The sequence below is a fragment of the Spartinivicinus ruber genome, from assembly GCF_011009015.1.
In the GTDB taxonomy this organism is placed as follows: Bacteria; Pseudomonadota; Gammaproteobacteria; order Pseudomonadales; family Zooshikellaceae; genus Spartinivicinus; species Spartinivicinus ruber.
Genome location: NZ_CP048878.1, coordinates 4692372 through 4713954 on the forward strand (window position 1 = coordinate 4692372; position 21583 = coordinate 4713954).

A 21583-nucleotide genomic window follows, 5' to 3' on the forward strand; every position below is an offset into this window, starting at 1 on the left:
AGCCCCTCAAAAGAGCTATATATCAGTCGCTAAAGCGACAAATTCATCTGGTCAAAATATTGATCCCTACTATCTTGATTTCGAATATATTCCCTCACTAGCTTTTCATCCAAACCAACCGTTGAAACAATGTAGCCTCTCACCCAAAACCTTTCTCCTTTAAAGTTTCTTACTTTGTTTCCATACTGTTTGATTAAAGCAGATCATAGATCACTAACGCTATACAACAGGTACCATCACATTCCAAAATAAAGCTCACATTCGCCCTGTTGTGGTTGAGCAGAACACTGTATTTTCTAGTTCCATAGTTAATACTATGCCGGTTTTCTCGCTAATTTGCGACAAATTAATTCGAGAAAAAATAATATTTTTGACTTTATTGAATGTTTAACTTGGTATTTGTTGATTATTTTCTGTAGTTTTTCGTCTGCTTCTTGCCTTCGTCGTCGGAACTCCCGATAGTTACTCATTACTCTGCAGGCCTTTATTAATGGTATATCAAGCAATACTCGAACAAACGTTTGACTTGTGGCCGATCAATCTTTATACTGCAATCGGACTTTGTTATGTGAGCTGTTATTTTGATGAATCAAGAATTAATTTTTTTATTAGGATTCTTAGTCACCATAGTAGCCTTGTTTATATTCATAATTTCCGTAAAATATTTAGGAAAAATTAGCAACGAATCTTTATCTCTACTCAATATTTCAAAATCATTCTTTGTTTGCTTTGCAACTACTGGGGTTTTGTTTGCTTCATTCGGCTTTATAATGTACTTAAGTTTAATGGGTGGGCTGTTTCCACAAACTCCCTAACCTGCCAAAACTCATAAAAAATTGACCCTATATTTAAAATTAATTATTTTTTAATTCACTAGCCTTAGCCCTGTAAGTTTGCCTAGCCTGGCCTTTCAACTCTTCCGGCAAGCTTGTTACTGCACTTACCACTTTGTCTAACTCACTTTAGTTCTACACATGAATTAATTGCCGTTAAGATGTTCTGCAGGTCCGTTTCAGCCTGGTTAGGCTCTGACTCCTGCAGTTTGCCTAACAAGGTCTTTCGGCCCTTCTGCTGGCTTAGGTGGTGTTACATATTTCTCTACAACATCCATTTGCTATTCATGAACTGATATACCCCTTAGCAAATCTGGGAAAGCATCCCTAACTGCTGTCAACTTTTTGGAAGGCAGTGTACTAGAGCAGATAGGTGTTTGGATAGACGTTATTGGCCGTATAATGTGTAAGTTATTTACTGTAACCCATGATTACTAAGGGTACACCATCGAAATAAAGCTAAAAGAAGTAACTGATGTCAGCTAATATTCATTTTTGGAGTAATTTTATTATTTTAATAAATATTTGATAGGGCTGCTTGCTGATGTGTTATATGATTAAAGCTGTTGTTCTGTATATGGATTTTTATAGAAGGGATTTCTATGAGCAGCCAAAGTAAATCGCTAATATTCATTAGCATTGTAACTTACTTCATGATGCTTTCACATCAAGTGATAGCAAACAATAAACCAACAGGGGAGAACATAATTAGCTTATTTATGAAAGAGAAAGGTATTGCTATTAAGTTAAATCAAAAAGATGAAAGCTTTCAGCTGTTTCTTAAAAATATCTTGTTGGGTGAATATCCTGAGTTAACAGGAAAATATTCTCAGTTTGTGAAAACACAAGAAGAATTAGATCAGGTACTTGAGTATGCTTCTCAAGGGTTAAGCCCGTTATTTAAAAACTTTTCTAAAGAGTCTGACATAAATGAAGCTTTAATAAAGGAAACAACGGGAGAAGACTTGATCAGTAGCACATCTCATTTGTTTTCAACTTACAACCGTACAGATGCCATTGATTATGCGTATACTTGGTGGAATAGTCGTAACCCCAGCTATCCCGATTTTGGTGACAATGACTGCACTAATTTTATTAGTCAGGCCATGATTGCTGGCGGGTTTAGCAAAGTAGGTAGTGGTGATGGCTGTAGGGATGAATCTACCAGCACTGAGTTTTATTCCTATTCAGCTTCTCCTCCTCTTTGGTGTTTAGGTAGTAATCGAAATTGGGAGTGGTCAACCAGTTGGAGTGTAGTTTGGCCGTTTAGGGACTATTTTGGCCACCAAAATAGTTATGCTACAGTTCTTGGATGGACAAAAAGTGCATCAACAGCAAAAAATCTGCTTTCACCGGGTGATATAGTACAGTTACAGAATAAACAAGGCAGTAACTGGGTAAGTTATCATAATATGTTAGTAACTGATGAGGATTCTAATGATCTTTTGCTTACTTACCATGCAACAAATAGAAAAGATAAGCCTTTAAGTTCGATTCCTACAGGTACAACGCAACGTTATATGTTAATTCGATTTCCTTAAATAGAAAGAAATTGTGCCCCCCCGGCAACTGTGTATAGGTGGTTAAAAAATTTTTGTTCTCACCCACCTTCACCGAGGGAATACGAACCCTGAATTGAGCATGGGTGATCCGTAAAGTGGATAATATTTTTGATATTTTATAGTGCTCCTGAAGTGCAATGACATCACGCCAGTATATCTTTGGAAACGGCTGGCGTTTACCTAGTTGCTGTCTCCAGGCCTCAAACTTGGCTTGCACGGCCTCAAGAGTTAATGGGGCCTCGGAGGGGATTGCTTCTTTGGTCATTCTATTCCTAAACAAAGGTGACAACTGTTGAGGTTAGGCTATCAGGGTTTTATTCAGCACACACGCACGATTGCCGAGGGACTGTGAATGTGCTAGATACTCTCTTCAAAGTGCGCAACGTTGTGTTTGAAGATGGACCAACAATATAGCGAGCCATGAACGATTATCGGCTCTCTGAAAAAGTAAATAGTTGGCAGTAAGAAAAAAGATGCTGATTTTGCTGATGTCTTGATTATTAATAAATCAAAGCAAGTAATATCCGAGAAAAACAGCCAGTTTGAAGGATTATATACCTTTGACCTTGCAGCCCAGCAAATCAGTGGAGCGAAAGCGCCCTAGTCATCACTGCTACCTTGCCACATGGTTACAGCAGGTCACTACTCCTGCTGTGTAGCAAAACCCTAAGTGATTGATTTATTTAGGGTAAGCTGATCAACTTTTATACAAAAGTTAACCAGCTTATATATTAAAGTTTAAATTAATTGTAATAGAAGTAGTCATTTATATTATCAACAATGATCTCAGCAAACATTTCTTCTGAGTCATATACAATGATGTCATTATACCCAGCTTTTGAAAGTGTTTTTACTCCATTTTTTTGCGTTTTTATGTATTTTTTAAGACCTAGCGGTAGTTCAGTACAACTCAATAGAACATTATTTGTTCCATATGTACTGGCAAGCTCAAAAATTTTGTTATACAAATTTTCTAATTCATTTTCAGTCGCAGTGCCTTGTTTGATTTTATCAATATATTCCTGCATATTGTCCTGTTCATCTGAAGTTTTAAGGCGTTTATAGGAAATACCTTTGTCCTCCATAAGTCCTTTGTATAACTTCTTATTCCACGCTTCTTTTGTACCAAGAATTAATATATTTTCTTTTTGGCGTTGTGGTACATCAGATTCAATTATTTTATCAAGCAAATCCTTTGGTAGGTGAGCAATATTTGGAACTTTTGGTAAGCTAAAACCTGCGGATGCCCAATAAATTAAATTTACTCTTGCTGCTATCTGAAGCCCATTACTCACATCTATTAGTGTTTGACGCTTAGTATGGGCAGTATTACTTGCCATATAATAGTTTCGATATCCATGACTCATAAATCCTTCATCTACTGTTCCTGGCAGTCCAGGCCCAGCTAACCTTCCTAACCAGTCTGGAGAATACACATATTGACTGCCACTTCTGGGAGGTGGTAGAGAATAAAGGTGGATCATAAATGCATCTCTAAGTCTCATTTTATGAAACTCTGGTTCTTCGAGGTTTACATGTTTAGTAATAATATTTACCAAACTAGCATCACTAAGCGGCCCTGTTCCACCTAAAATCCCGATAGTTTGCTCTTCACCAGGCATTTCACCTTTGGAAAGTGAGCCATTATTAAAAATAAACCGAAGGTCTATTACAGGGCGGTCAAATTCTACAGGAATGACGTCAGCAATAGCCTGCTGTAATTCTTCATATTCATGAGCTTTTTGAGCATGATTATCATAGACTTTAAAACAAAACTGTTCCCGTGTAAGCTCACTTATTGTACCGCTTTTATAGTGATTTTGTACTTTTTCTTTTAAATCAGAAAATCTATCACCCCATTCTTCATCTGATCCACATGCGGCAAGTGTTATGGAACTCTGAAAACTAAAAAGTATACCGACTGCAAGTGCTGCTGAAGTTGAAACTTTTAATCTTATATTTACTGCTTGTTTCAAGATTAGATCCTCTGTTTAATTAATTTTGATACCTGGTATAACTGTATTTAAATTTTCCTTTAAAAAAAATTTAAATATTTTTATACGACTGATTAATAAAACTAATAGCACTAAAATGTCTGCATATTTTTTTAATCTTTCTATTTACATCCACTAGCATCTATATTTTTGTCTGTTAAGCCAGTTTTTTTGTTTCTTGGTCTCTTAAAATAAGACGACTTAGGTGATATATTTTTTATGTAAAGTTTTGCAGGGAAATTAATTTTCTTTTATTTGAAGCTAGGTGGATAAGACCCAACTCTTCTACTGACATGTATAAAACGCAACCATAAGGCCCTCTGCTCCATGCGCTGCGCTTTCCACAACTACTGCCTTGTGAATCCTTAGTGATGTTTATGTTTCCGCCTTTCCAAAACCCGCCGATAACGATCACTTATCGGTAGTTACCAGGAAACATATGACAGATTGGTTGTAGTTTGATCAGGCTAGATGGCGGTGAACCCACACAGCGCCTAGTCCAGAATGAATATGAATAAGCCAAACTTGACTAATAAGTGTATAAAAATAGCAATGCTCTGCTTAGCTTTTATGTTGGCAGGCAATAGCTATGCGGGTGAGGTAACGGATCAGCAAAAGCTCATCCAATCCTTCCAAGGTTATTCATTCCCTGTCCCAACTCTTGCTTTTACGTATGTGCTACTCCCTGACCCATTGGCATCAGACGAAAGCAGCTGTACTAGCGAGTGTGATACGGCTAGTCATTGTGTGTGCTGATACGGGCAATGGTTGGGGGTATTGTTATAGTGTCCAAGATTGTATAGCACCAACGGGTAGTAATTGTTAGGTATACGACTATTGATCCATTGATGCCTCCGGTCATTCGGAGGCTTGCTCTCAAAGGCTTAAAAGCAGTGTTCGGGCTTCCTGTCTTACTCACCTCCCCTGTCGTCTTTCCAAAATCCGCCTATCGGTCGTTACAAGGAAATATATATCAAACTGATTGTAAATCAATCAAACCTTTAACTTAACAACCAGTCTTCTGCTTCCAATTTTTGGTTCCAGTTAAATGCCTTCACTTCTAAACCTGGGAAAAAGGCACCTTCAAGTTCACTCACTTTCTTTAACCAGGTTTTGTCAGCTAATACTGCTGCTCGTTTAAAGTTTTTCATCAGTTTAATCATCTCAGGCAAACGAGAGAACTCTACTGCGATTGCTCCAAGTGTTGGAAAGTGGAAATCAGTAATTTCATAAAATAAGGTTCCGTTTTCAATATTCCTGGCTTTATCGGCAAGTTCATCTAGTACGGCATTCATTTCTTTAGAGTCCATTTTGCCGCTTAATTTAATATCTAGACGATTAGTACTACTTTGAATGACTGTAAACATACAAATGTCCATATATTGTTAGTAAACATTGCTAAGATATATTCATTATCTCTATTAGAATAGTTAACAAGTATTAGGTTTGTTGTTAGTCGCAAATCATCAAAGTGTAATAATTCTTATCTTGTCTCAATCCCTAATCCACTTATCAGTAGTTACAGCAGCTTAGTCGGAGATTAAGTTGATATCTGCTTTTTTTACAACAAATGACCAAAAAATAACCACAAAATAAGTGGAGGATTACGTTTGATTGAACGTTGTTGCAGGCTTGCTGGATTTGGATAGGTTTTTGCTTGAATAACCAACCACTGTACTTGGTTATTAGAGAGGCCCTATATGTTTATACGAAATATTGCTTTATGTAATAAAGGATTAAATACAAATGAAGTCGATGGGATATTAAAACACATAAAAGAAAATGATGTACTATTGAGAAAATATTATTCTATGCTTTCTCAAAGGGAAAGAGATAAGGGAACCTTTTTTAGTTGGTCATGGTTTGTTATTAGAACAACTTTGTTATTATTGGAAGAATATAACTTACCACATACACACTTTGAAGAAACCTTAATACTAAACCTCAAGAAAAATAATAATAAAACAACTCCTGTCCTGAACTTTGAGTTGGTATAGTGAGGTTTAATTTCTTACCTGGTAGGTAGACATCGAATCCGTACGAGCTGTGCGATAGCAATACCTAAGTATACGAGGCTCCCAGCTGTACAGGACTGGGATACCTCAAAGACTAGAGGGTATCAGCTACGGCAGGAGAGCGTCGCTCTACAATAAGCAGTCTACTTAATTCTCACTTATTCGCCTTGATCTTCCCCCTATTTAGAATCAATCAGAGACACAAAACATCAACTAAACTCAAATATTATATGTATTTCTGGGTAGTTAACCGTGCACGTAGTAATACCTTTATTAGTTGGAATTACCATTGGTATAGGGATAGTAGTTTCTACCCATGCTAAAGAAACAATTATTTGGTATAAAAATGACATGCCTCCTGTTTATATTTTGTCAGGTACTGATCAAGGACAAGGTATAGCTGATAGAACTGCTACTTTTTTTACTAAACGAATGCCTCAATTCAATCATGTTTTTCAGGTGGCTACTGTTAGTAGAACATTGAAAGATATCAAAAATAATGATAATCGATGCTTGCCTGCCTTACGAAAAACATCAAGCAGGGAAGATTATTTATACTTTAGTATGCCAGTGTATTTAATTTTCCCTAATCGTATAATCATTCGCAAAGAAACCATACCAAACTATATAAAAAGTGGAAAACCAGTAAATTTAAATCAACTTATAGAAAGTGATAATATCAGGATAGGGCTAACAGAAAACAGGAATTATGGTGGTGAGATTGAAAAATTCATCAAAGGAAAAGTAAGAGATAATATATTCTGGACAACTAGTATAAATAATTTTTATCAAATGTTTAAATATGGTAGAATTGATGCATTCGTTTCTTATGCATTTGAAGCTATGTATAACTTACCAAAAGGCTCTTTTCTTTCTTTCCCAATAAATAATACAAAACCTCTTGATATAGCATATATTGTCTGCTCTAAAAAAAGGGTTGGAAAATTTGCTATCGATATTATTAATAGTATCATTGTTAACTCTGGAAAAAAACCTCCGTATAGAAAATTTTATGAAGAGTACCTGGACGAAAATGCTATTCATGAATACCATAAATTATCTGAACAGATTTACCCAGATTGGCCACTTATTGACTGAAAGTATTTTATCAGAAAGCGTGTAAAACCCCATCTTTTGAAGACGGGGATGTAAGAACGTGTTTTAAAAATTATACTGTAAAGAAGCAGTATAAGTGTCAATATCGGTTTCGCCAAAAGCAAACCGCTTTTCACCTACATCATTGATACGCTCCCAGTTGAGGCCAACTGTAAAGTAATCATTGATATTGTAGTTAGCACCTAGGCCTACAGTAATGCTAGTGCCTCTTTCAGTTGAGTTATAATCTTGATTGAACGTGAACACTCTATCTCCAGTAAAGGGGCTTATAACGTGTTCACCATTCGACTTCTCTTCAAGCTTCCATCTCATTAAGCCAGCAGAAGCCCTTAATTCAAAACTATTAGTTATTGGGTAGAATCCAACGGCTTTTAACCCTACCCCTTGCAGCTCATTTTCAACTCTATTAGATACTGTAAAGTTCTGGGGGTCAGAGGCTGACAAATTTGACCTTGTGTCTGAGAACTTAGTGTAGTCAGCTTCTACTGCAAAATACTGATTAAATCGATAGCCACCAAAAATCTTAAAGACTCCGTCTTTATCAGTTGAGCTTGTATTAAAACTATTTAGCGGAGTATTTTCTGCTCTATTTCTAGCAATTAGTCCACCTGCATGCTTATCATAAGCATCATCATAATCAGCCTGGCCTGCACTAAAGCCTAGGTAATAGCCGCTTTTCTCGGCGAAAACCGGAGAAGCAAAAGTACTAACAATAGAAATGGCTAAAACTGTTTTTCTCATGTAAATAAACCTCATAGACTACAAACTTATAAGTTAAAACAATAAATAGGAGTAATATTTTAAGAAGCAATTAACTTATAAAATAAAAAACTATACACTATTCTTGAGTAAGAAAATAAAATACAAATAAAGAAGACGTATTATATATACGCGTTTTTTATATTTTATAAAAAAATAAAACTTTTACTTAAAAATAGTCTGGCATGGCAACCTATATCAACTGTTAGATTTGATAGAGTAAAACAAAAAATAAGTACCATATAGTTTGAAAAAAGCGTTTATTTATTAGAGTATTTCTTGGCTAGAAAAAATTAAATAACTTCATATGTCGCCATTCTACTTAATTTTTAATTGCCTCAAAACTCACTAACTTTTACCCTAAAGCTAGTGAGTTGATAAATCGCTACAAGCCTCACTACTCCTAGCTTACAGACAATTTGTACAACACTTGCTCTTGCATCCAGTGAAAAACTCGTTAACTTAAGGAAAGTTGCTAGATACTGATTTTTAAGTGTAAGAGAGTCTTTGCACTTAATGGGCAAATGCTTTCTTATATATGTATTAAGTAGCCTATTTAAGGCTTTATCTACTTTATTTTAAATTAATTCAATATTTTCAGAAGAACCTTCTATTTTTTAGCCGCATCTTTCGCTTTTTCCCACATAGTTTTGTAAATGCCACGTGTTCGTGCCGTTAAAGGCTGCCAGAAGTACTCTTCCTTGAAGAATGTAGTGTAATCATTACCATCAGCTTTGGCTGCTTCTGTGTTTACGATGACTGAGCCATAGTCTTTGAATAATTTCTGTTGTGCTTTTTTAGTCAGCATATAGTTCATAACCAAGTAAGCTGCTTCAAGCTTGCTTGCGTCATTCTTTAAATGTTCCGCCAAGGCCATAGTATCTAGCCACACTGTTTGACCTTCTTTAGGTGAAGCTAATTTCCATTTTTGTCCTTCATTATTGGCAGCAGCCACACCAAACCAATACGTGGTGACAAAAACATTGTCCTTCATGATGGCAGGCTCAGCCCACCCAGCCCAAAATTTACCAGAGTTGGCTACTAACTCATTGAGTTTCGACTGAACTTGAGCTTCTTTCATATTTGATTTTTTGATGTCATAGAAACTGGCTGGAGGGTAACCAAGAACCAATAAAGTAATATAGATGTTTGCTTCAAATTGATCATTGGTAATAGCAAACTGTCCTTTGTACTTTTTATCCCAGAGTACTTCCCAAGATTTTGGTGCTTCAGACATCTTGTTCAAATTGTAAGCCAAGCCATAGGAGCCGCCCAATAGAGGTACAGAATATTTATCGTTTCCCTTTTTGTCATAATCAGCATTTCGTAAAGAATCCAAAATTTTAGAATAGTTTTCTAGTTTTTTCGTATCTATTGGTAGTAAAACATTGAACAATTGACCATTTTTGGTTTTGTAGTAGTTGTGTGTTGGTGTAACTAAATCAGCACCTTTTCTGCGAGCAACCTGAAAAATCTGTTCTGGATTAGTGATAAATGGCTTGACGATGTTGAGCTTAAGATCGATACCTTTAGATTTTGCATAGGCTTGAATATCTTTTTCATAAGGGCTGATATAACCTTCCCATTCAAGAATATTTAAAGTCACACCAAATCCTAGTTGGCAGGTAAATGCTAGTACGAAGCCACTAAGCAATTTTGTTTTTATGCAAGTCATAATTAACACCCATTGATACTTTGTTTAGGGTTATTGAATATTGTAGCATCTTCTAGTTGGTATCACAGATCATACCCCCCTGGAAATCTTACAGCTTTACCAAGTTTTTCGTAGAAATTTCTTGGCTATGGAAAACTATCTTCCACCTTCTCCCTATGGTGGTTCTTTGACTCTGTTTCGAGCAACAGAAAAAAATCTGAACCACTACATTATTGAATGTATAACATGCCCCCTCGGTAACTTAGCCTAACCGCTTCAACAACGCCTTACCCTTAGCTGTCAGCCAAACCAGCTTAAAGCGTTTGTCGTCTTTATTTTGCTTAACCTTTATTAACTTAACGTCTCCGCTATCCCTCCCCTCTTCCAAACGACGGATTGTCGTGGCGACATTTTTTTCATTGACACCCATAAACTGAGATAGCTCAGAGACTGAACAGCCTTCATTGTCATTAATGGCCATTAGGGTCGCTAGGGTACGAATAGTTATACGTGGATGCTCTTTTGATAGCTTGGCAAGTTTTTTTGTAATCATCATTGGTACTTCTTTTATTTTTATTTCAGTTTGAAGTGCCAATAATAATGGCAGAGAGCTGCAGAATAGCAAGGCTGTCATGGTCATCATGTCATGCAGCTTGAGCTATTGCATCTTAGCAACATGATGGCCAGGCACTACGCCCTACCCTACTAGATTCTCACATGACTGCTTCTCATCCATACTGGACAAAGGGAGTAGTCATATACCTAGAAAAATATATAAAATAGAATGCAAATTAACAAAATAAGCAATCGCTTGCATACTAAAATAGTTATTTCAGGTTAGATGTTATGACTGGTTCCATTACTCCTGCACTAATAAGAAGTCTTTCTCACGATGTTGTTTTAAGAGCAAATAAAGGGTTTCAAAAGTATCGTATGAATAGGCCTATATCAGCCAACAGAACCCTTTTTGAGGAAAGAGTTCTGGACAAAAGGCTCTACGAAACAAAGCCGATGCTTTTATCAAAAAAGCATGAACTAAGACTAGCCTTCCAGTTTTTTCCAAAAACTGGACCTGAAAACCTTAAAAAAATAGAACGAATTGTAGTATTTGGAGATAGTTTGTCCGCTTCAGAAGGATTCATGCAGCAGAAAACAAGTGGAATATTACTATCTAATCATTCTTATTACAAAGGCAGATTCACCAATGGTTTTGTATGGACAGATTTTTTAGAGTCACCAAATTTCTTGGGAAAAGAAGTTGTTAACTTTGCAGAAGGCGGAACTGCAGCAGTTAAGTATGGGTCAATGTTAAATTTAAAGTTTCAGTTTATTTCCAACCTAGGCCGCCAAATAGATCAGTTTCAAAAAATGCATGATTTTAGTGAAAAAGATTTGGTTATAGTTTGGGTTGGAGCAAACGATTATATTACATATCAAAGAACAGATGTACCAAGAGTAATTAGCAATATAGAAAAAAACCTAAGCGAGATGATAAAAAATGGCGTAAAAAAAATACTAGTAATAGGGATTCCTGATTTATCAAAAACTCCATTAGCACTCTCTAAGGATGATAATTTTAGACAAGATATGTATGAAATTTCCTGTATGCATAATTCGTATTTAAAAGAATTAGTAAGTAAGCTTAGCAACGATAATGTAAAAATAACTTTCTTTGATTCTCAAAAAGCATTCAATTCACTAATAGATGCAGCAGAAATAGAAGGTGTCAATACACAGGATGCGTATAACAAAGATGGATATGTATCATTATTTACAAGAGCCGTATTAGACCCATTATCTAACCATGTGTTTTTAGATCAAGTGCATCCCAGCCAGACAGTTCATGCAATATTGGCAGCAAAAATTCAAGGTGTGATAGAGTCTGAATACGGAGAACACCCTGATAGGTAGTAGTAGCTTTCATGAACTGAGTTGACGCCCTCCCCACTACCTGGTGGGGTAATAATTTTCATCCCAACTCCTTAACTAACGCCTTAGGCTTCCCCTTACTCAGCCTCCTGCCTATGGTCGGGTATAAACGAGAACAAACAAGGATTAGGTGTACTGACTCAAATCTAGCACTGCCTGCTTTTTTATAAATTTTAATAATCTATATGATTGATTTTATAAATTTAACTAAAGATCCAAAAGCCCTTAGCATTAAACACTAGTTTAAATCGCATGTCCCAATACTTTTATTTTTTCATAAAAGTATTTCTAATCGATCATTTTTACTAAGAGGTTTATAAAATGAATTTTAAAGGCTTAAAAAAGGCGACATTAATTGTAACAACAGTTGGAATAGCATCAATTTCAAGCAGTGTTTTTGCAGAACTTGAAGTTGCTGACTCTTTAGCCAATCCGGAGCTTTATGGTAAAGTTGTTGTTGATAGAAATAGCAGTGGGCTACCAGTTTTAAAAACACGAGCTTTTTCATGTGGAACTACGGATGTAAATCAAGAGTTTAAAGTAGAAGCTAGATTAATACAAAGAGGCTCCTCTCCAGTCGTTTCTTTAACTGTTAAGAAAAACCCTGACACACCTTGTTTAAGAAATAGCTTGAATCTATTTGAAGCTATTGAGGATTTTACACAAGACTTAGTAGAAGTTGAGTTACCTATTCACGATGCCCCCCTGCCAGCCTCAACTCGCTATAAAATTGAAAATCTAATTTTTATTCCAAACTCAGAAGTGAAAGACGACCGCCCAACTTTTAGTAACTAGCTTACATTAAGGCCCGATAAATCTATCGGGCCTTATCTACAATTTCTTCACCAACATCTTGATCTTCCCCCCATTTGGCGGACACTTATCATTAGAAATTTAGGCGCATAGCTGCTCATATCCTTCTGTAGTGGTCCACACATAGGTGAGATTGACCCACAAATTTCTATCAATGCTCGCTGTTATACAAAACAGTTTGCGCTTATCCATAGTGTAGAAATGGGCGATGCTTTAATTGCCGCAACAGCTATTCGCTATGGTGAAACACTATGCACCACTAACCTAAAGCACTTTAAGCCTATTTCAGGTATTGAGTTACAGCAATTTTCTGTTGAATAACTGCTACCCTGCTCTACTCAGCTGGATTTTAAGCGGCCGATAATACAACTTCGTCTCATCATCCTGCACAACAAGACTGCCTATTATTAATCTTCTGTAGTGTTTATCAACGGTTTTCTGATCAAGCTGAAGCTGTTTATAGACTTCCTGTATAAGAGCTGGGCTAGCTACATCAAATCATCTAAATCAGATAGGACGCTATTCTCAATGATATTATTTACCCTCTACATAGTACCACTTTGCACGTTCTCTAGAAATATTATCTATGCTATGCAATAGATTGACGTAAAAATTTTGAGGGGCGAGCAATGAAACTTAAGTTAATAGTTGTTTTTATAACTCTTATGGCCTTTCTTTGCCCCGTTACCTCCTTTGCACACCAGGACAGCAATATAAAAACCGACCGAAAAAATATCGGTAAAATTGAATTCCCTATCTCCTGTAGCAATGAAGCCCGACAAAAATTTGAGCGCGCTCTGGCCTTGCTGCACCATATGATGTACGCACAGGCCAAAGAACACTTTGCCGCCTTAACTCAGCAGGAACCCGACTGCGCTATGGCCCACTGGGGGGTTGCTATGACTTTATTTCAGCCCCTGTGGCCAGGGCGTCCCAGTGAGGAGAAACTTGACGAGGGCTGGCAGGCAATCAATAAAGCCAAAACTATTCAAACTATCAGCCCACGGGAAAAAAGCTATATTACGGCCGCAGCAGCATTTTTTAATAACTGGCAGTCTCTAACACACCCACAACGAATTGCCGCCTGGGAAAAGGCGCAACACAAAACCTTCCAACAATTTCCCAATGATATCAATGCTGCAGCCTTTTACGCACTCTCCCATCTCGCTACCGCTCCCAAAGAGGATAAATCCTATAGCCACCAAAAAGAAGCGGGAAAACTGTTGGAAAAGCTTTATCAAAACGAACCCCAACACCCGGGCGTAATCCACTATACGATTCACGCCTATGACAATCCCATGCTTGCTAATCGTGCCATTACTGCCGCCCGCGCTTACGACAAAATCGCTCCAGATGTACCCCATGCCCTCCATATGCCCACCCATATTTTTGTCCGTATAGGCCTCTGGCCTGATGTAGTTCAATGGAATGAGCGGTCCGCAAAGGCAGCGTTGAATTACCCTGCTGGAGATTTTATCTCCCACCACTATCTGCATGCTTTGGATTATTTACTCTATGCCCATTTACAAAGGGGGGATGACCAAGCAGCTAAAAAAACACTTAAGGAGATGAAAACCGCTAGCAAGCACCAGGAAACCTTCGTCAGTGCCTACGCCTTAGCTTCAATGCCAGCTCGTTTTGCACTGGAGCGTCATCAGTGGCAAGAAGCTGCACAATTAAAATCCCGTGTGCCCGAAAGCTTTCCCTGGGCGAAATTTCCCCAGGTGGAGGCGATTAGTTATTTCGCCAAAGGTCTAGGAGCAGCAAGAAGCGGGGATCTCGCATCAGCCCAGCAGAGTATTCAGCTGATGGATCAACTTTATGCAAAAACCAAACAGGCGGGAAGTAACTACTGGGCCGTATTGGTGGATGCCCAACGCAAAACTGTCGCAGCCTGGGTTCGTTTTCTGAACAAAGACACCAAGAGTGCTCTTGCGATGATGCGCCAAGCTGCAGATCTGGAAGATTCTGTCGATAAACATCCCGTCACACCCGGAGTGGTGTTACCCGCCAGAGAGCTACTGGGCGATATGCTGATACTCACAGCAAACTATCAGGATGCTATAAATGCCTATGAAGCCAGTCTTGCTATTTCACCAAATCGTTTAAACAGTATTTATGGGATTGGCTATGCGAATGAGCTGGCGGGTAATTCCACCAAAGCCAAACTCTATTACAAGAAGTTATTGGAGATTGCCGCTCCTTCAGTACAAAAATTGGCACTACAAACAAAGGGGAAAGGTATCAGAGAAAGTCTCAAGCAAAGCAAGAAATTTCTTGAGAAACATCAAGCTCTGTGACTGCTCCCCGCCCTGTCGAGGGTTTATGGCGCTTTCGCTAAGTTAGCGACAGTCGCCGCCTATAACCCAGCGGAAGAACAAAAACAAACGGCATTAGCAGCAGAGCTAAAAGAAAAGTTTATTATTGCTCGCTAAAAATTGCCTCAACAAAATCATCCAAAATACTTTGATCTTCTGGAGATATTTCTGTAAAAGAAACACCAGTTAAAAATTGCTTTTCTGATAAAACAACATTACATATTTTTGCCATAGTATAAATTTTATGTCTGCTACTCTCGATGACTGCATTAATCATGAGGGGATAAATAAGTCCTTCTTTAAAAGGATCAATACACTTTATAAGTGCACCTGATCTTGAGATATCAATCACAGTGCAAGATGAAAAATTTTTATTCCTCTTATCTTTGATTAGTGCTTTCCAAACAACGGAGCGTCGAGGGTGTCGTCTTGATTCCTGTTGAGACTTTACTAAAGGCATATAGATCGATCCCTGTATCGTTCATCCATACTCTTTAATAATATTTTAACTTATTTATATCACTTCCAAATAAATTTTATATGAACAATTTAGCGAAATCGCCGTAAACCCTCGCGACTGAATGCTAAGCGAATCAAGCTCAGAGGCACTGATATTGCCCCGCACGATCTCTGCTAATTACTTTTGGTGAATGGCTTACTTTAGTTCAGCTTTGCGCTGATTCTTGATTAGGTATAATTGGAAAAGGCCGGTTACTGTGTATATTATTGTTGAATACATTGATTTGTTGTTAATTACCCCTTATAAATCATTCTGACAATCACATTAACAAGGTATAAGAATGAGTTCAGGCACAGTTAAGTTTTTTAATCCAGATAAAGGTTTTGGTTTTATTGTTCCAAGCGAAGGCAAAGACTTATTTTTTCATAAAAATGACATACAAAGCCGTGAGCCTAGAGATGGTGAAAAAGTAGAGTTTGAAATAGGTCAAAGTAAGAAAGGCCCCTGCGCGATCAATGTTCGTGTAGTGGGTTAACAATAAAAAAGCCACTCATTATCAGGGGTGGCTAATAAGTGTGTACATTCTAGTCATCTATCCGTTGCTACCATGAAGGAGTTGATGGCTTGAGTAACATCGTTGCAACGAACAGTTTATATATAACTGATTACTGAGATTTTATAAAAGCCAACTGCTGCCAAGTACAGTTGAAGGAGGCGGAGTACTAGAGCATTAAGCAGCAGCGGCCTTTAATAAGTATAGCCATCAACAGCAGGTGGGTCGACAAAATCACTAGTCAAATACAACAGATTATGTAACGACAGTACTTGCCTGTTATAACCTGGCCTACCCGTCAGCACTTCATAACACCCAAGCAAATGAGTCATCTCATGCAAGGGTGGGATTTTGCTGTATTGATTAAAAGCAGTGTCCAGGGCTCTCAAAACTTACTGTTCTATCTCACACCCACTTCACCTGTCGTCAAATTAAAACCCACCAATAAGCCCAATTAGGGGTAGTACCAGGAAATATATGACAGTTTGGTTGTAATATACCTGCACCGCGGTTAATGCAGGGTGTAGGGGCTAGCTAGATGCCAGCTCTTTCCCGATTATGTTTTTCACATTAATGGGCGCACCGATTCGATATTTAACTGACCAGCTATACCTGCCAAGCGATGTACATTAATAGAATGCCATTCCTGTGAAGAAGTCATTGCATTGAGATCTTTTCGTGACGCGTATTTTACAACTGTCATTTCATCCCAAAGCTCTTCAACTTCACCTATTATTATTTCGGTGATATGTGTGCCAAAAACAACTTCGGCGTTAAACTTGGCTAGCATTTTCACAACTTCTTGACCATAAAGCCGGTACGCCTCTTTTCCAGTAAGGTTGGTATCACGCCCATCTTCGTAGACCGCTTTATCTTTAAATTTTACCAAGTTGATCATAAAAACAGGGCCATCTGGGCCTAACTCATTTAGTAATTCATCTTGTTTTTTTGATGGCATCAATTTATTGGTAACTATCATTGTTTCGACTCCGTTTTAAACATAACGTTTTGCTAAGGGGCACACGAAGCAGCGCGTAGTGTGTCCCACAGAGGCCACACACTTTTTGTGGCCGGAGTAAGCTTGAGAAACTTGTTATGCATTTTGTTCTAATGTTTGACCACAAGCTGCACAAAAATTAGCTTAGGTATGATGATAATTAGGTAACCTTATGCTTTTTTATATCCTACTTTTTTACAAGCATTCTTGGGCTATCAGTTCCTTTCAAAGTTTATTTGTTAACATTATTGCTTATGCCTGTAGCAGGATACCATTATCCTTTTTACTTTCATCCTTTTTGTAATATTTGGTTATTCATGAAAGAAGGCATAGAAGGACTTCGTGCAGAAAATCCTAAGCTCAAGACTCTATTCACTCTAATCTCTATAGCATACGCCTTCGGTTCTATATCGATCATTTATGGTATGTTTGTTCTGGTCTAATGGAACCGGACACTTTAAAGAGAGATAATAAGTATCAAGCATTAAGGTGTTGGTATGAGTCAGAAACGCAGTTACAAGACGTACACAAAAGAGTTCAAAACGGAGGCTGTTGCCTTGGTTTTGGAGCAAGATTATTCAGTGCCAGAGGCAGCTAAATCATTGGGTATTAACCCAAATATACTGTATCTCTGGAAGGATGATTATGAGCAAAAGCAGGCTGGCAAAACCTTAACTGAAAATGAGCGCGAAGAGTTGAAACGCCTTCGTAAAGAAGTGAAAACTCTGCGAATGGAAAAAGAAATTTTAAAAAAAGCGAGTGCCTTCTTCGCGAAAGAAATGAAGTAAAATTCAACTTTATTCAAAAACAAGCAGCTAATAACAATCCTGTTAAGCTACTGTGTCGTGTGATGAAGGTAAGCGAGTCGGCTTATTATGACTGGTGTAAACGCCCAGCCAAATCACTATCATTCGAAGAACGGGTCCTTGGTCAACGAGCCAAAGCACTCTTTAAAGCAAGTAGAAACAGCTTAGGAAGCCGCATGTTAACCAAGAAACTACGCGAAGAAGGCTTTCAAGTTGGACGCTATCGGGTCCGCACATTAATGAGAAAATTGAATTTAAAAGTTAAACAAAGGGTAGCTTATAAGGTAACCACAAAACGTAAGCATGGCGACCTGGTTGCTGATAATCTGTTAAATCAGAACTTTAATCCAGTTGCTCCTAATGAGGTGTGGGCTGGTGATATAACTTATCTGAAGACAGCTGAAGGTTGGGTGTATTTGGCAATTGTCATGGATTTATTTTCTCGCCGAATTGTTGGCTGGTATATGGCTAGCCGCATGAACACAGACTTAATTTGCAAAGCGATGACTAAAGCCATTTATTTACGACAACCGAAAGTCAGCTTAGTGTTTCATAGTGATAGAGGATCACAATATACAAGCCAGCCATTTCAACGTTTATTAAAAAAGCACCGGATACGGTCTTCAATGGGGGACGTGGGTGCTTGTTGGGATAATGCAGTAGTAGAGCGATTTTTTGGTAGTTTAAAGCACGACTGGATTTTGAAAACAGAGCAACCTACTCGCCAGCATATAAGACAAGATGTTACTGCATATATGAAATATTATAATCTGGAACGTTTGCATACGGCTAATGAAAATATGTCTCCGGTTAACTTTGAACAGTCTCAGAGAAAAGTGTCCGGTTTAGTTTGACCAGAACATGCCATATGCGGGATTACAACGGCAAATGCCGAAGAATATTCAATTGTAACTCTACCTCGACATCATAAAAGGGTAGCTTACAATAAATTTTCTAAATATCCGCCTAAATCCAAACGTATCGATATACACCAACGCCAGAGCATACATATACCACTCTGGCACACTAGCGCTCAGCACCTCAAAGCCTTGTTTTATGTGGCTTCCCGTCTCTGGCACAAAGCACAGCACAAGCGGCGTAACAGTGACGATTAGTAAAAAGTCATCCTTCCACCCTCGCCGACTGAATGCTAAGCGAACCAAGCTCTGAGGCACTGATATTGCCCTGCACGATCTCTGCTAATTGCTTTTGGTGAATTTAGTTCGGCTTTGCGCTGATTGTTGGTTAGGTACGATTGGAAAAAGCCGATTACTATGTTAATTATTGTTGAATACATTGATTTGTTGTTAATTACCCCTTATAAATCATTCTGACAATCACATTAACAAGGTATAAGAATGAGTTCAGGCACAGTTAAGTTTTTTAACCCAGATAAAGGTTTTGGTTTTATTGCTCCAAGCGAAGGCAAAGACTTATTTTTTCATAAGAATGACATACAAAGCCGTGAGCCTAGAGATGGTGAAAAAGTAGAGTTTGAAATAGGCCAAAGTAAGAAAGGCCCCTGTGCGATCAATGTTCGTGTAGTGAGTTAACAATAAATAAAGCCCCTGTTGTGAAACAGAGGCTTTATTTATATCTAGCTATTTAAGTTTCTAACCTATTTGACTAAGGTTACTGAAAATAAAAGCGAACTTTGCCATTACTAATTCCATCTGTCACAACAGACCCACTCACGGGAATTGCCCTCTTATAACTTTCTTTCGAATCCATAGACCAATTGCCACCACTTTTTATGTCTCCCTCAAACGTAGCATTAATATTTTTCATCTCGACATAAGGTTGATTTGGATATTCAGAAACGTCAGTGCCATATGGTTCAAGACATAGTATAAGCTGGTTATAAGGCACGGTAGTCGTCACGCTTGCTATAGTAGATGAAAACTTATCGCCCTTAAAACCTGCTGAATAAACGTAACGATTTTGTTGATGCTGTTTAAGTTCTATAAAAGCCGTCAGTACCTCTCCAGCCGAAACACGAATCCCCCTGCCATTTTGGCTATTCGTAGGCGTCCAGGTGTAGTTGCTTCCAGTCGTATGTACTGTCTTTACAGACCAGTGACCGTTTCTCCACTCTAGTACAGGTTGAATAAGGCCTACACCAGAACTTGGCCCGATGCCATTCCATAAAAAGAAATCCCCTCCTGAAGTATTTTTTTGAGGAAGATCTGCAGGCACCACCCATTGAGTAGTAAACTCATGAAGAAGTGGGTCATTGGGCATATCTAAAAACGCATAATAGCTGCCTTGTGATTGGGCTGTAGTAGTCATAATTCATCGTCCTTAATTTAGTTAGTACTAAAATGTCATTTATCCAGATAACAGAGTAGGGTTATTGATGATAGAGTTCAAATGAATGAAAGCTTGTATTTAAATAATATTATTTAATAAACTAAAATTATTCTTTTTATACATCTCTCTCCAAACACTCTCCCACGTCAAAATTAGGACAGGTTTTCTTAGAGTCGAAGTCCCGGTGTCCGCATATCTTGGGTAGAGGGTGTTGGTCTTTCCATCACGTCAATACACGCTCCAGGCTGTCTAACTGACCTAGCGTAAACTCATCACGACCAATCAGGCAAACACCTAATCTGTTGCGGTTATGCCCTCTAACATGTGCACCAGGCCAAAACTCCGGGCAGCCATTCTCGATAGCCCCATCACGCTGAATAACCTTGTGATAACCAATCCCAGACCAGTTACGTTGAACATGCCATAGGTGTAGTAACATCCTGATCGTCTGGCGTGTCTGAGCAATGAACGAAGAGTTTTGTTATTTTCATGATTTTTATTTAGGCATAAAAAAGCCCCAACAATGTGGGGCTTGAAAGGATATTAATTGTCTGTTTTTAGAACTGAGCAGGCCAATTATAGTCTACCCAATATGAATAAGTTATTAACCTAGCGCTTTATTGCCAAGGACTGTGCGATTCAAAACCTTCTAGATTTTGATCAAAACATTCTAGCCCACCTTCAAGTATCGTGTAATATCCAGGTGCAAAATAATGTTCGCCATTTGATTTATTTACATTGAAAATATACCACTGAGAATACTTGTTATTAGCAGGCTGTGGAACATAGCCCTCCCGGCATTGCTCACTTATTAAGCTATACTCATCATCAGATACTGAAAAGTAGAAAAAATATTCATAACATAATTTAGCCCCCCATTTTCGGCTTTCTCTTAGTTTTTCCATACCCCAATTGCCTGAAATAGTTGCATAATGATTTGATATATCTTTTAACCAATACCAGTCACTCTGATCCGACTTCGCACAATAAACATATGTCCACTCAGCATAGGCATTAGGCATATTTACTAATAACAATAATACGACAACAAATGATAAATAAGACTTTTGCCTGTTAATACTCATAATTTACCCTAGTGGTTTATGGGTAGTGACTCATTGATGTGTCTACTCTACTTATCGTTATTCTCTTACTGTTGAAAACAACAAGTATTTTAAAGGTTAACTTTTAATCAGGCACACTTTTGAGTCACCATCCTTTTTTCGTGATAAACACAACATGATATTTACAATCCCATCGAGTATGAGACAAACTCTTATATTCTCTCATAGGTTATTCCTTCCCACTCTTTGTCGAGCATAGAAGGAACTCTTGCCTCTGTAACAGTAAAACCTATTTGAGTCCACCAGCTTAGCTGGGGGTTTAGCTTAGTTAATTAGTTCTAGTTGAGCAGACTTGCCTTTGGTTATGGATGACATAAAAAGTATTTTTAAGGAGAAAATT

24 protein-coding genes and 1 pseudogene are annotated in these 21583 nt (G+C 37.9%); 11 read left to right on the forward strand and 14 right to left on the reverse strand.

Annotated features, from left to right (window positions below):
- Nucleotides 1-29: 29 nt before the first annotated feature.
- Complete coding sequence (locus G4Y78_RS31785) at nt 30-194, reverse strand: transposase (protein WP_408022102.1); 165 nt, start codon at nt 192-194, stop codon at nt 30-32.
- A gap of 1292 nt (nt 195-1486) precedes the next feature.
- Here G4Y78_RS31785 and G4Y78_RS21355 point away from each other — a divergent pair.
- A complete protein-coding gene (locus G4Y78_RS21355) occupies nt 1487-2374 on the forward strand; it encodes an amidase domain-containing protein (protein WP_163834924.1) in 888 nt (295 codons plus the stop codon).
- On the opposite strand, the gene G4Y78_RS21360 is transcribed toward G4Y78_RS21355, so the two are convergent.
- Both G4Y78_RS21360 and G4Y78_RS21365 read right to left on the reverse strand, forming a co-directional pair.
- Nucleotides 2331-2660, reverse strand: coding sequence for a hypothetical protein (locus tag G4Y78_RS21360; RefSeq protein WP_163834925.1), 330 nt, complete (start codon nt 2658-2660; stop codon nt 2331-2333). The two genes, G4Y78_RS21355 and G4Y78_RS21360, sit on opposite strands and share 44 nt — an antisense overlap.
- 478 nt (nt 2661-3138) lie before the next feature.
- Nucleotides 3139-4371, reverse strand: coding sequence for an aspartate/glutamate racemase family protein (locus G4Y78_RS21365; protein ID WP_163834926.1), 1233 nt, complete (start codon nt 4369-4371; stop codon nt 3139-3141).
- Between the two features lie 528 nt (nt 4372-4899).
- On the opposite strand from G4Y78_RS21365, the gene G4Y78_RS21370 reads away from it, so the two are divergent.
- The gene (locus G4Y78_RS21370) at nt 4900-5145 is read left to right on the forward strand and encodes a hypothetical protein (protein WP_163834927.1); all 246 of its coding nucleotides are present in this window, start codon (nt 4900-4902) and stop codon (nt 5143-5145) included.
- A 245-nt stretch (nt 5146-5390) separates the two neighbouring features.
- Here G4Y78_RS21370 and G4Y78_RS21375 read toward each other — a convergent pair whose 3' ends face one another.
- Nucleotides 5391-5756: a SpoIIAA family protein gene (locus G4Y78_RS21375; protein ID WP_163834928.1), complete on the reverse strand. Its 366-nt coding sequence runs from the start codon at nt 5754-5756 to the stop codon at nt 5391-5393.
- Between the two features lie 333 nt (nt 5757-6089).
- On the opposite strand from G4Y78_RS21375, the gene G4Y78_RS21380 reads away from it, so the two are divergent.
- Both G4Y78_RS21380 and G4Y78_RS21385 read left to right on the forward strand, forming a co-directional pair.
- On the forward strand, nt 6090-6386 hold the full coding sequence (locus G4Y78_RS21380; RefSeq protein ID WP_163834929.1) for a hypothetical protein: 297 nt from the start codon (nt 6090-6092) through the stop codon (nt 6384-6386).
- Between the two features lie 270 nt (nt 6387-6656).
- Nucleotides 6657-7502, forward strand: a complete 846-nt coding sequence (locus G4Y78_RS21385) for a TIGR02285 family protein (RefSeq protein WP_163834930.1) — start codon at nt 6657-6659, stop codon at nt 7500-7502.
- A gap of 63 nt (nt 7503-7565) precedes the next feature.
- On the opposite strand, the gene G4Y78_RS21390 is transcribed toward G4Y78_RS21385, so the two are convergent.
- The 3 genes from G4Y78_RS21390 to G4Y78_RS21400 all read right to left on the reverse strand — a co-directional run bounded on the left by G4Y78_RS21390 (nt 7566) and on the right by G4Y78_RS21400 (nt 10576).
- Nucleotides 7566-8261 carry an Lpg1974 family pore-forming outer membrane protein gene (locus G4Y78_RS21390; protein ID WP_163834931.1) on the reverse strand — a complete coding sequence of 232 codons (696 nt, stop codon included), beginning with the start codon at nt 8259-8261 and terminating at the stop codon, nt 7566-7568.
- A gap of 628 nt (nt 8262-8889) precedes the next feature.
- Nucleotides 8890-9954 carry an ABC transporter substrate-binding protein gene (locus G4Y78_RS21395; protein ID WP_163834932.1) on the reverse strand — a complete coding sequence of 355 codons (1065 nt, stop codon included), beginning with the start codon at nt 9952-9954 and terminating at the stop codon, nt 8890-8892.
- A 241-nt stretch (nt 9955-10195) separates the two neighbouring features.
- The gene (locus G4Y78_RS21400; protein WP_163834933.1) at nt 10196-10576 is read right to left on the reverse strand and encodes a MarR family winged helix-turn-helix transcriptional regulator; all 381 of its coding nucleotides are present in this window, start codon (nt 10574-10576) and stop codon (nt 10196-10198) included.
- Between the two features lie 203 nt (nt 10577-10779).
- On the opposite strand from G4Y78_RS21400, the gene G4Y78_RS21405 reads away from it, so the two are divergent.
- From G4Y78_RS21405 to G4Y78_RS21420, 4 genes are all read left to right on the forward strand, one after another.
- Nucleotides 10780-11844: an SGNH/GDSL hydrolase family protein gene (locus G4Y78_RS21405; RefSeq protein ID WP_163834934.1), complete on the forward strand. Its 1065-nt coding sequence runs from the start codon at nt 10780-10782 to the stop codon at nt 11842-11844.
- A 339-nt stretch (nt 11845-12183) separates the two neighbouring features.
- The gene (locus G4Y78_RS21410; RefSeq protein ID WP_163834935.1) at nt 12184-12657 is read left to right on the forward strand and encodes a hypothetical protein; all 474 of its coding nucleotides are present in this window, start codon (nt 12184-12186) and stop codon (nt 12655-12657) included.
- Between the two features lie 219 nt (nt 12658-12876).
- Nucleotides 12877-12996 carry a type II toxin-antitoxin system VapC family toxin gene (locus tag G4Y78_RS31430; RefSeq protein WP_163834936.1) on the forward strand — a complete coding sequence of 40 codons (120 nt, stop codon included), beginning with the start codon at nt 12877-12879 and terminating at the stop codon, nt 12994-12996.
- A 308-nt stretch (nt 12997-13304) separates the two neighbouring features.
- Entirely contained in the window at nt 13305-14975 is a 1671-nt protein-coding gene (locus G4Y78_RS21420; protein ID WP_163834937.1) for a tetratricopeptide repeat protein, read from the forward strand.
- A gap of 121 nt (nt 14976-15096) precedes the next feature.
- Here G4Y78_RS21420 and G4Y78_RS21425 read toward each other — a convergent pair whose 3' ends face one another.
- On the reverse strand, nt 15097-15453 hold the full coding sequence (locus G4Y78_RS21425; RefSeq protein ID WP_163834938.1) for a PilZ domain-containing protein: 357 nt from the start codon (nt 15451-15453) through the stop codon (nt 15097-15099).
- A gap of 340 nt (nt 15454-15793) precedes the next feature.
- On the opposite strand from G4Y78_RS21425, the gene G4Y78_RS21430 reads away from it, so the two are divergent.
- Nucleotides 15794-15988 (forward strand): cold-shock protein, encoded by a 195-nt coding sequence (locus G4Y78_RS21430; protein ID WP_163834939.1) that lies wholly within the window; start codon nt 15794-15796, stop codon nt 15986-15988.
- Nucleotides 15989-16200: 212 nt separating this feature from the next.
- Here G4Y78_RS21430 and G4Y78_RS21435 read toward each other — a convergent pair whose 3' ends face one another.
- Complete coding sequence (locus G4Y78_RS21435) at nt 16201-16395, reverse strand: hypothetical protein (protein WP_163834940.1); 195 nt, start codon at nt 16393-16395, stop codon at nt 16201-16203.
- Nucleotides 16396-16571: 176 nt separating this feature from the next.
- Nucleotides 16572-16985: a DUF1330 domain-containing protein gene (locus G4Y78_RS21440; RefSeq protein ID WP_163834941.1), complete on the reverse strand. Its 414-nt coding sequence runs from the start codon at nt 16983-16985 to the stop codon at nt 16572-16574.
- A gap of 515 nt (nt 16986-17500) precedes the next feature.
- On the opposite strand from G4Y78_RS21440, the gene G4Y78_RS21445 reads away from it, so the two are divergent.
- Together G4Y78_RS21445 and G4Y78_RS21450 are read left to right on the forward strand one after the other, a co-directional pair.
- A protein-coding gene (locus tag G4Y78_RS21445; protein ID WP_163834942.1) for an IS3 family transposase occupies nt 17501-18663 on the forward strand; the annotation gives its coding sequence in 2 pieces (ribosomal slippage) (nt 17501-17765 and nt 17765-18663; 1164 coding nt in all).
- 504 nt (nt 18664-19167) lie between these two features.
- Nucleotides 19168-19362 carry a cold-shock protein gene (locus tag G4Y78_RS21450; RefSeq protein ID WP_163834943.1) on the forward strand — a complete coding sequence of 65 codons (195 nt, stop codon included), beginning with the start codon at nt 19168-19170 and terminating at the stop codon, nt 19360-19362.
- 79 nt (nt 19363-19441) lie between these two features.
- On the opposite strand, the gene G4Y78_RS21455 is transcribed toward G4Y78_RS21450, so the two are convergent.
- The 4 genes and pseudogenes from G4Y78_RS21455 to G4Y78_RS21470 all read right to left on the reverse strand — a co-directional run.
- Nucleotides 19442-20098: a hypothetical protein gene (locus tag G4Y78_RS21455; RefSeq protein WP_163834944.1), complete on the reverse strand. Its 657-nt coding sequence runs from the start codon at nt 20096-20098 to the stop codon at nt 19442-19444.
- A 244-nt stretch (nt 20099-20342) separates the two neighbouring features.
- Complete coding sequence (locus G4Y78_RS30850; protein ID WP_222937554.1) at nt 20343-20558, reverse strand: peptidoglycan recognition protein family protein; 216 nt, start codon at nt 20556-20558, stop codon at nt 20343-20345.
- 178 nt (nt 20559-20736) lie between these two features.
- Nucleotides 20737-21204, reverse strand: coding sequence for a hypothetical protein (locus tag G4Y78_RS21465; RefSeq protein ID WP_163834945.1), 468 nt, complete (start codon nt 21202-21204; stop codon nt 20737-20739).
- Between the two features lie 133 nt (nt 21205-21337).
- Nucleotides 21338-21409, reverse strand: a pseudogene (locus G4Y78_RS21470) (IS200/IS605 family transposase); the annotation flags it as partial.
- Nucleotides 21410-21583 lie beyond the last annotated feature (174 nt).

Coding starts and splice junctions, on each gene's coding strand:
- G4Y78_RS21360 (WP_163834925.1), bottom strand. CDS start 2,660: ATGACCAAAGAAGCAATCCCCTCCGAGGCCCCATTAACTCTTGAGGCC.
- G4Y78_RS21410 (WP_163834935.1), top strand. CDS start 12,184: ATGAATTTTAAAGGCTTAAAAAAGGCGACATTAATTGTAACAACAGTT.
- G4Y78_RS21375 (WP_163834928.1), bottom strand. CDS start 5,756: ATGTTTACAGTCATTCAAAGTAGTACTAATCGTCTAGATATTAAATTA.
- G4Y78_RS21450 (WP_163834943.1), top strand. CDS start 19,168: ATGAGTTCAGGCACAGTTAAGTTTTTTAACCCAGATAAAGGTTTTGGT.
- G4Y78_RS31430 (WP_163834936.1), top strand. CDS start 12,877: ATGGGCGATGCTTTAATTGCCGCAACAGCTATTCGCTATGGTGAAACA.
- G4Y78_RS30850 (WP_222937554.1), bottom strand. CDS start 20,558: ATGTTACTACACCTATGGCATGTTCAACGTAACTGGTCTGGGATTGGT.
- G4Y78_RS21395 (WP_163834932.1), bottom strand. CDS start 9,954: ATGACTTGCATAAAAACAAAATTGCTTAGTGGCTTCGTACTAGCATTT.
- G4Y78_RS21425 (WP_163834938.1), bottom strand. CDS start 15,453: ATGCCTTTAGTAAAGTCTCAACAGGAATCAAGACGACACCCTCGACGC.
- G4Y78_RS21405 (WP_163834934.1), top strand. CDS start 10,780: ATGACTGGTTCCATTACTCCTGCACTAATAAGAAGTCTTTCTCACGAT.
- G4Y78_RS21455 (WP_163834944.1), bottom strand. CDS start 20,098: ATGACTACTACAGCCCAATCACAAGGCAGCTATTATGCGTTTTTAGAT.
- G4Y78_RS21390 (WP_163834931.1), bottom strand. CDS start 8,261: ATGAGAAAAACAGTTTTAGCCATTTCTATTGTTAGTACTTTTGCTTCT.
- G4Y78_RS21440 (WP_163834941.1), bottom strand. CDS start 16,985: ATGATAGTTACCAATAAATTGATGCCATCAAAAAAACAAGATGAATTA.
- G4Y78_RS21465 (WP_163834945.1), bottom strand. CDS start 21,204: ATGAGTATTAACAGGCAAAAGTCTTATTTATCATTTGTTGTCGTATTA.
- G4Y78_RS21370 (WP_163834927.1), top strand. CDS start 4,900: ATGAATAAGCCAAACTTGACTAATAAGTGTATAAAAATAGCAATGCTC.
- G4Y78_RS21430 (WP_163834939.1), top strand. CDS start 15,794: ATGAGTTCAGGCACAGTTAAGTTTTTTAATCCAGATAAAGGTTTTGGT.
- G4Y78_RS21400 (WP_163834933.1), bottom strand. CDS start 10,576: ATGATGACCATGACAGCCTTGCTATTCTGCAGCTCTCTGCCATTATTA.
- G4Y78_RS21420 (WP_163834937.1), top strand. CDS start 13,305: ATGAAACTTAAGTTAATAGTTGTTTTTATAACTCTTATGGCCTTTCTT.
- G4Y78_RS21355 (WP_163834924.1), top strand. CDS start 1,487: ATGATGCTTTCACATCAAGTGATAGCAAACAATAAACCAACAGGGGAG.
- G4Y78_RS21380 (WP_163834929.1), top strand. CDS start 6,090: ATGTTTATACGAAATATTGCTTTATGTAATAAAGGATTAAATACAAAT.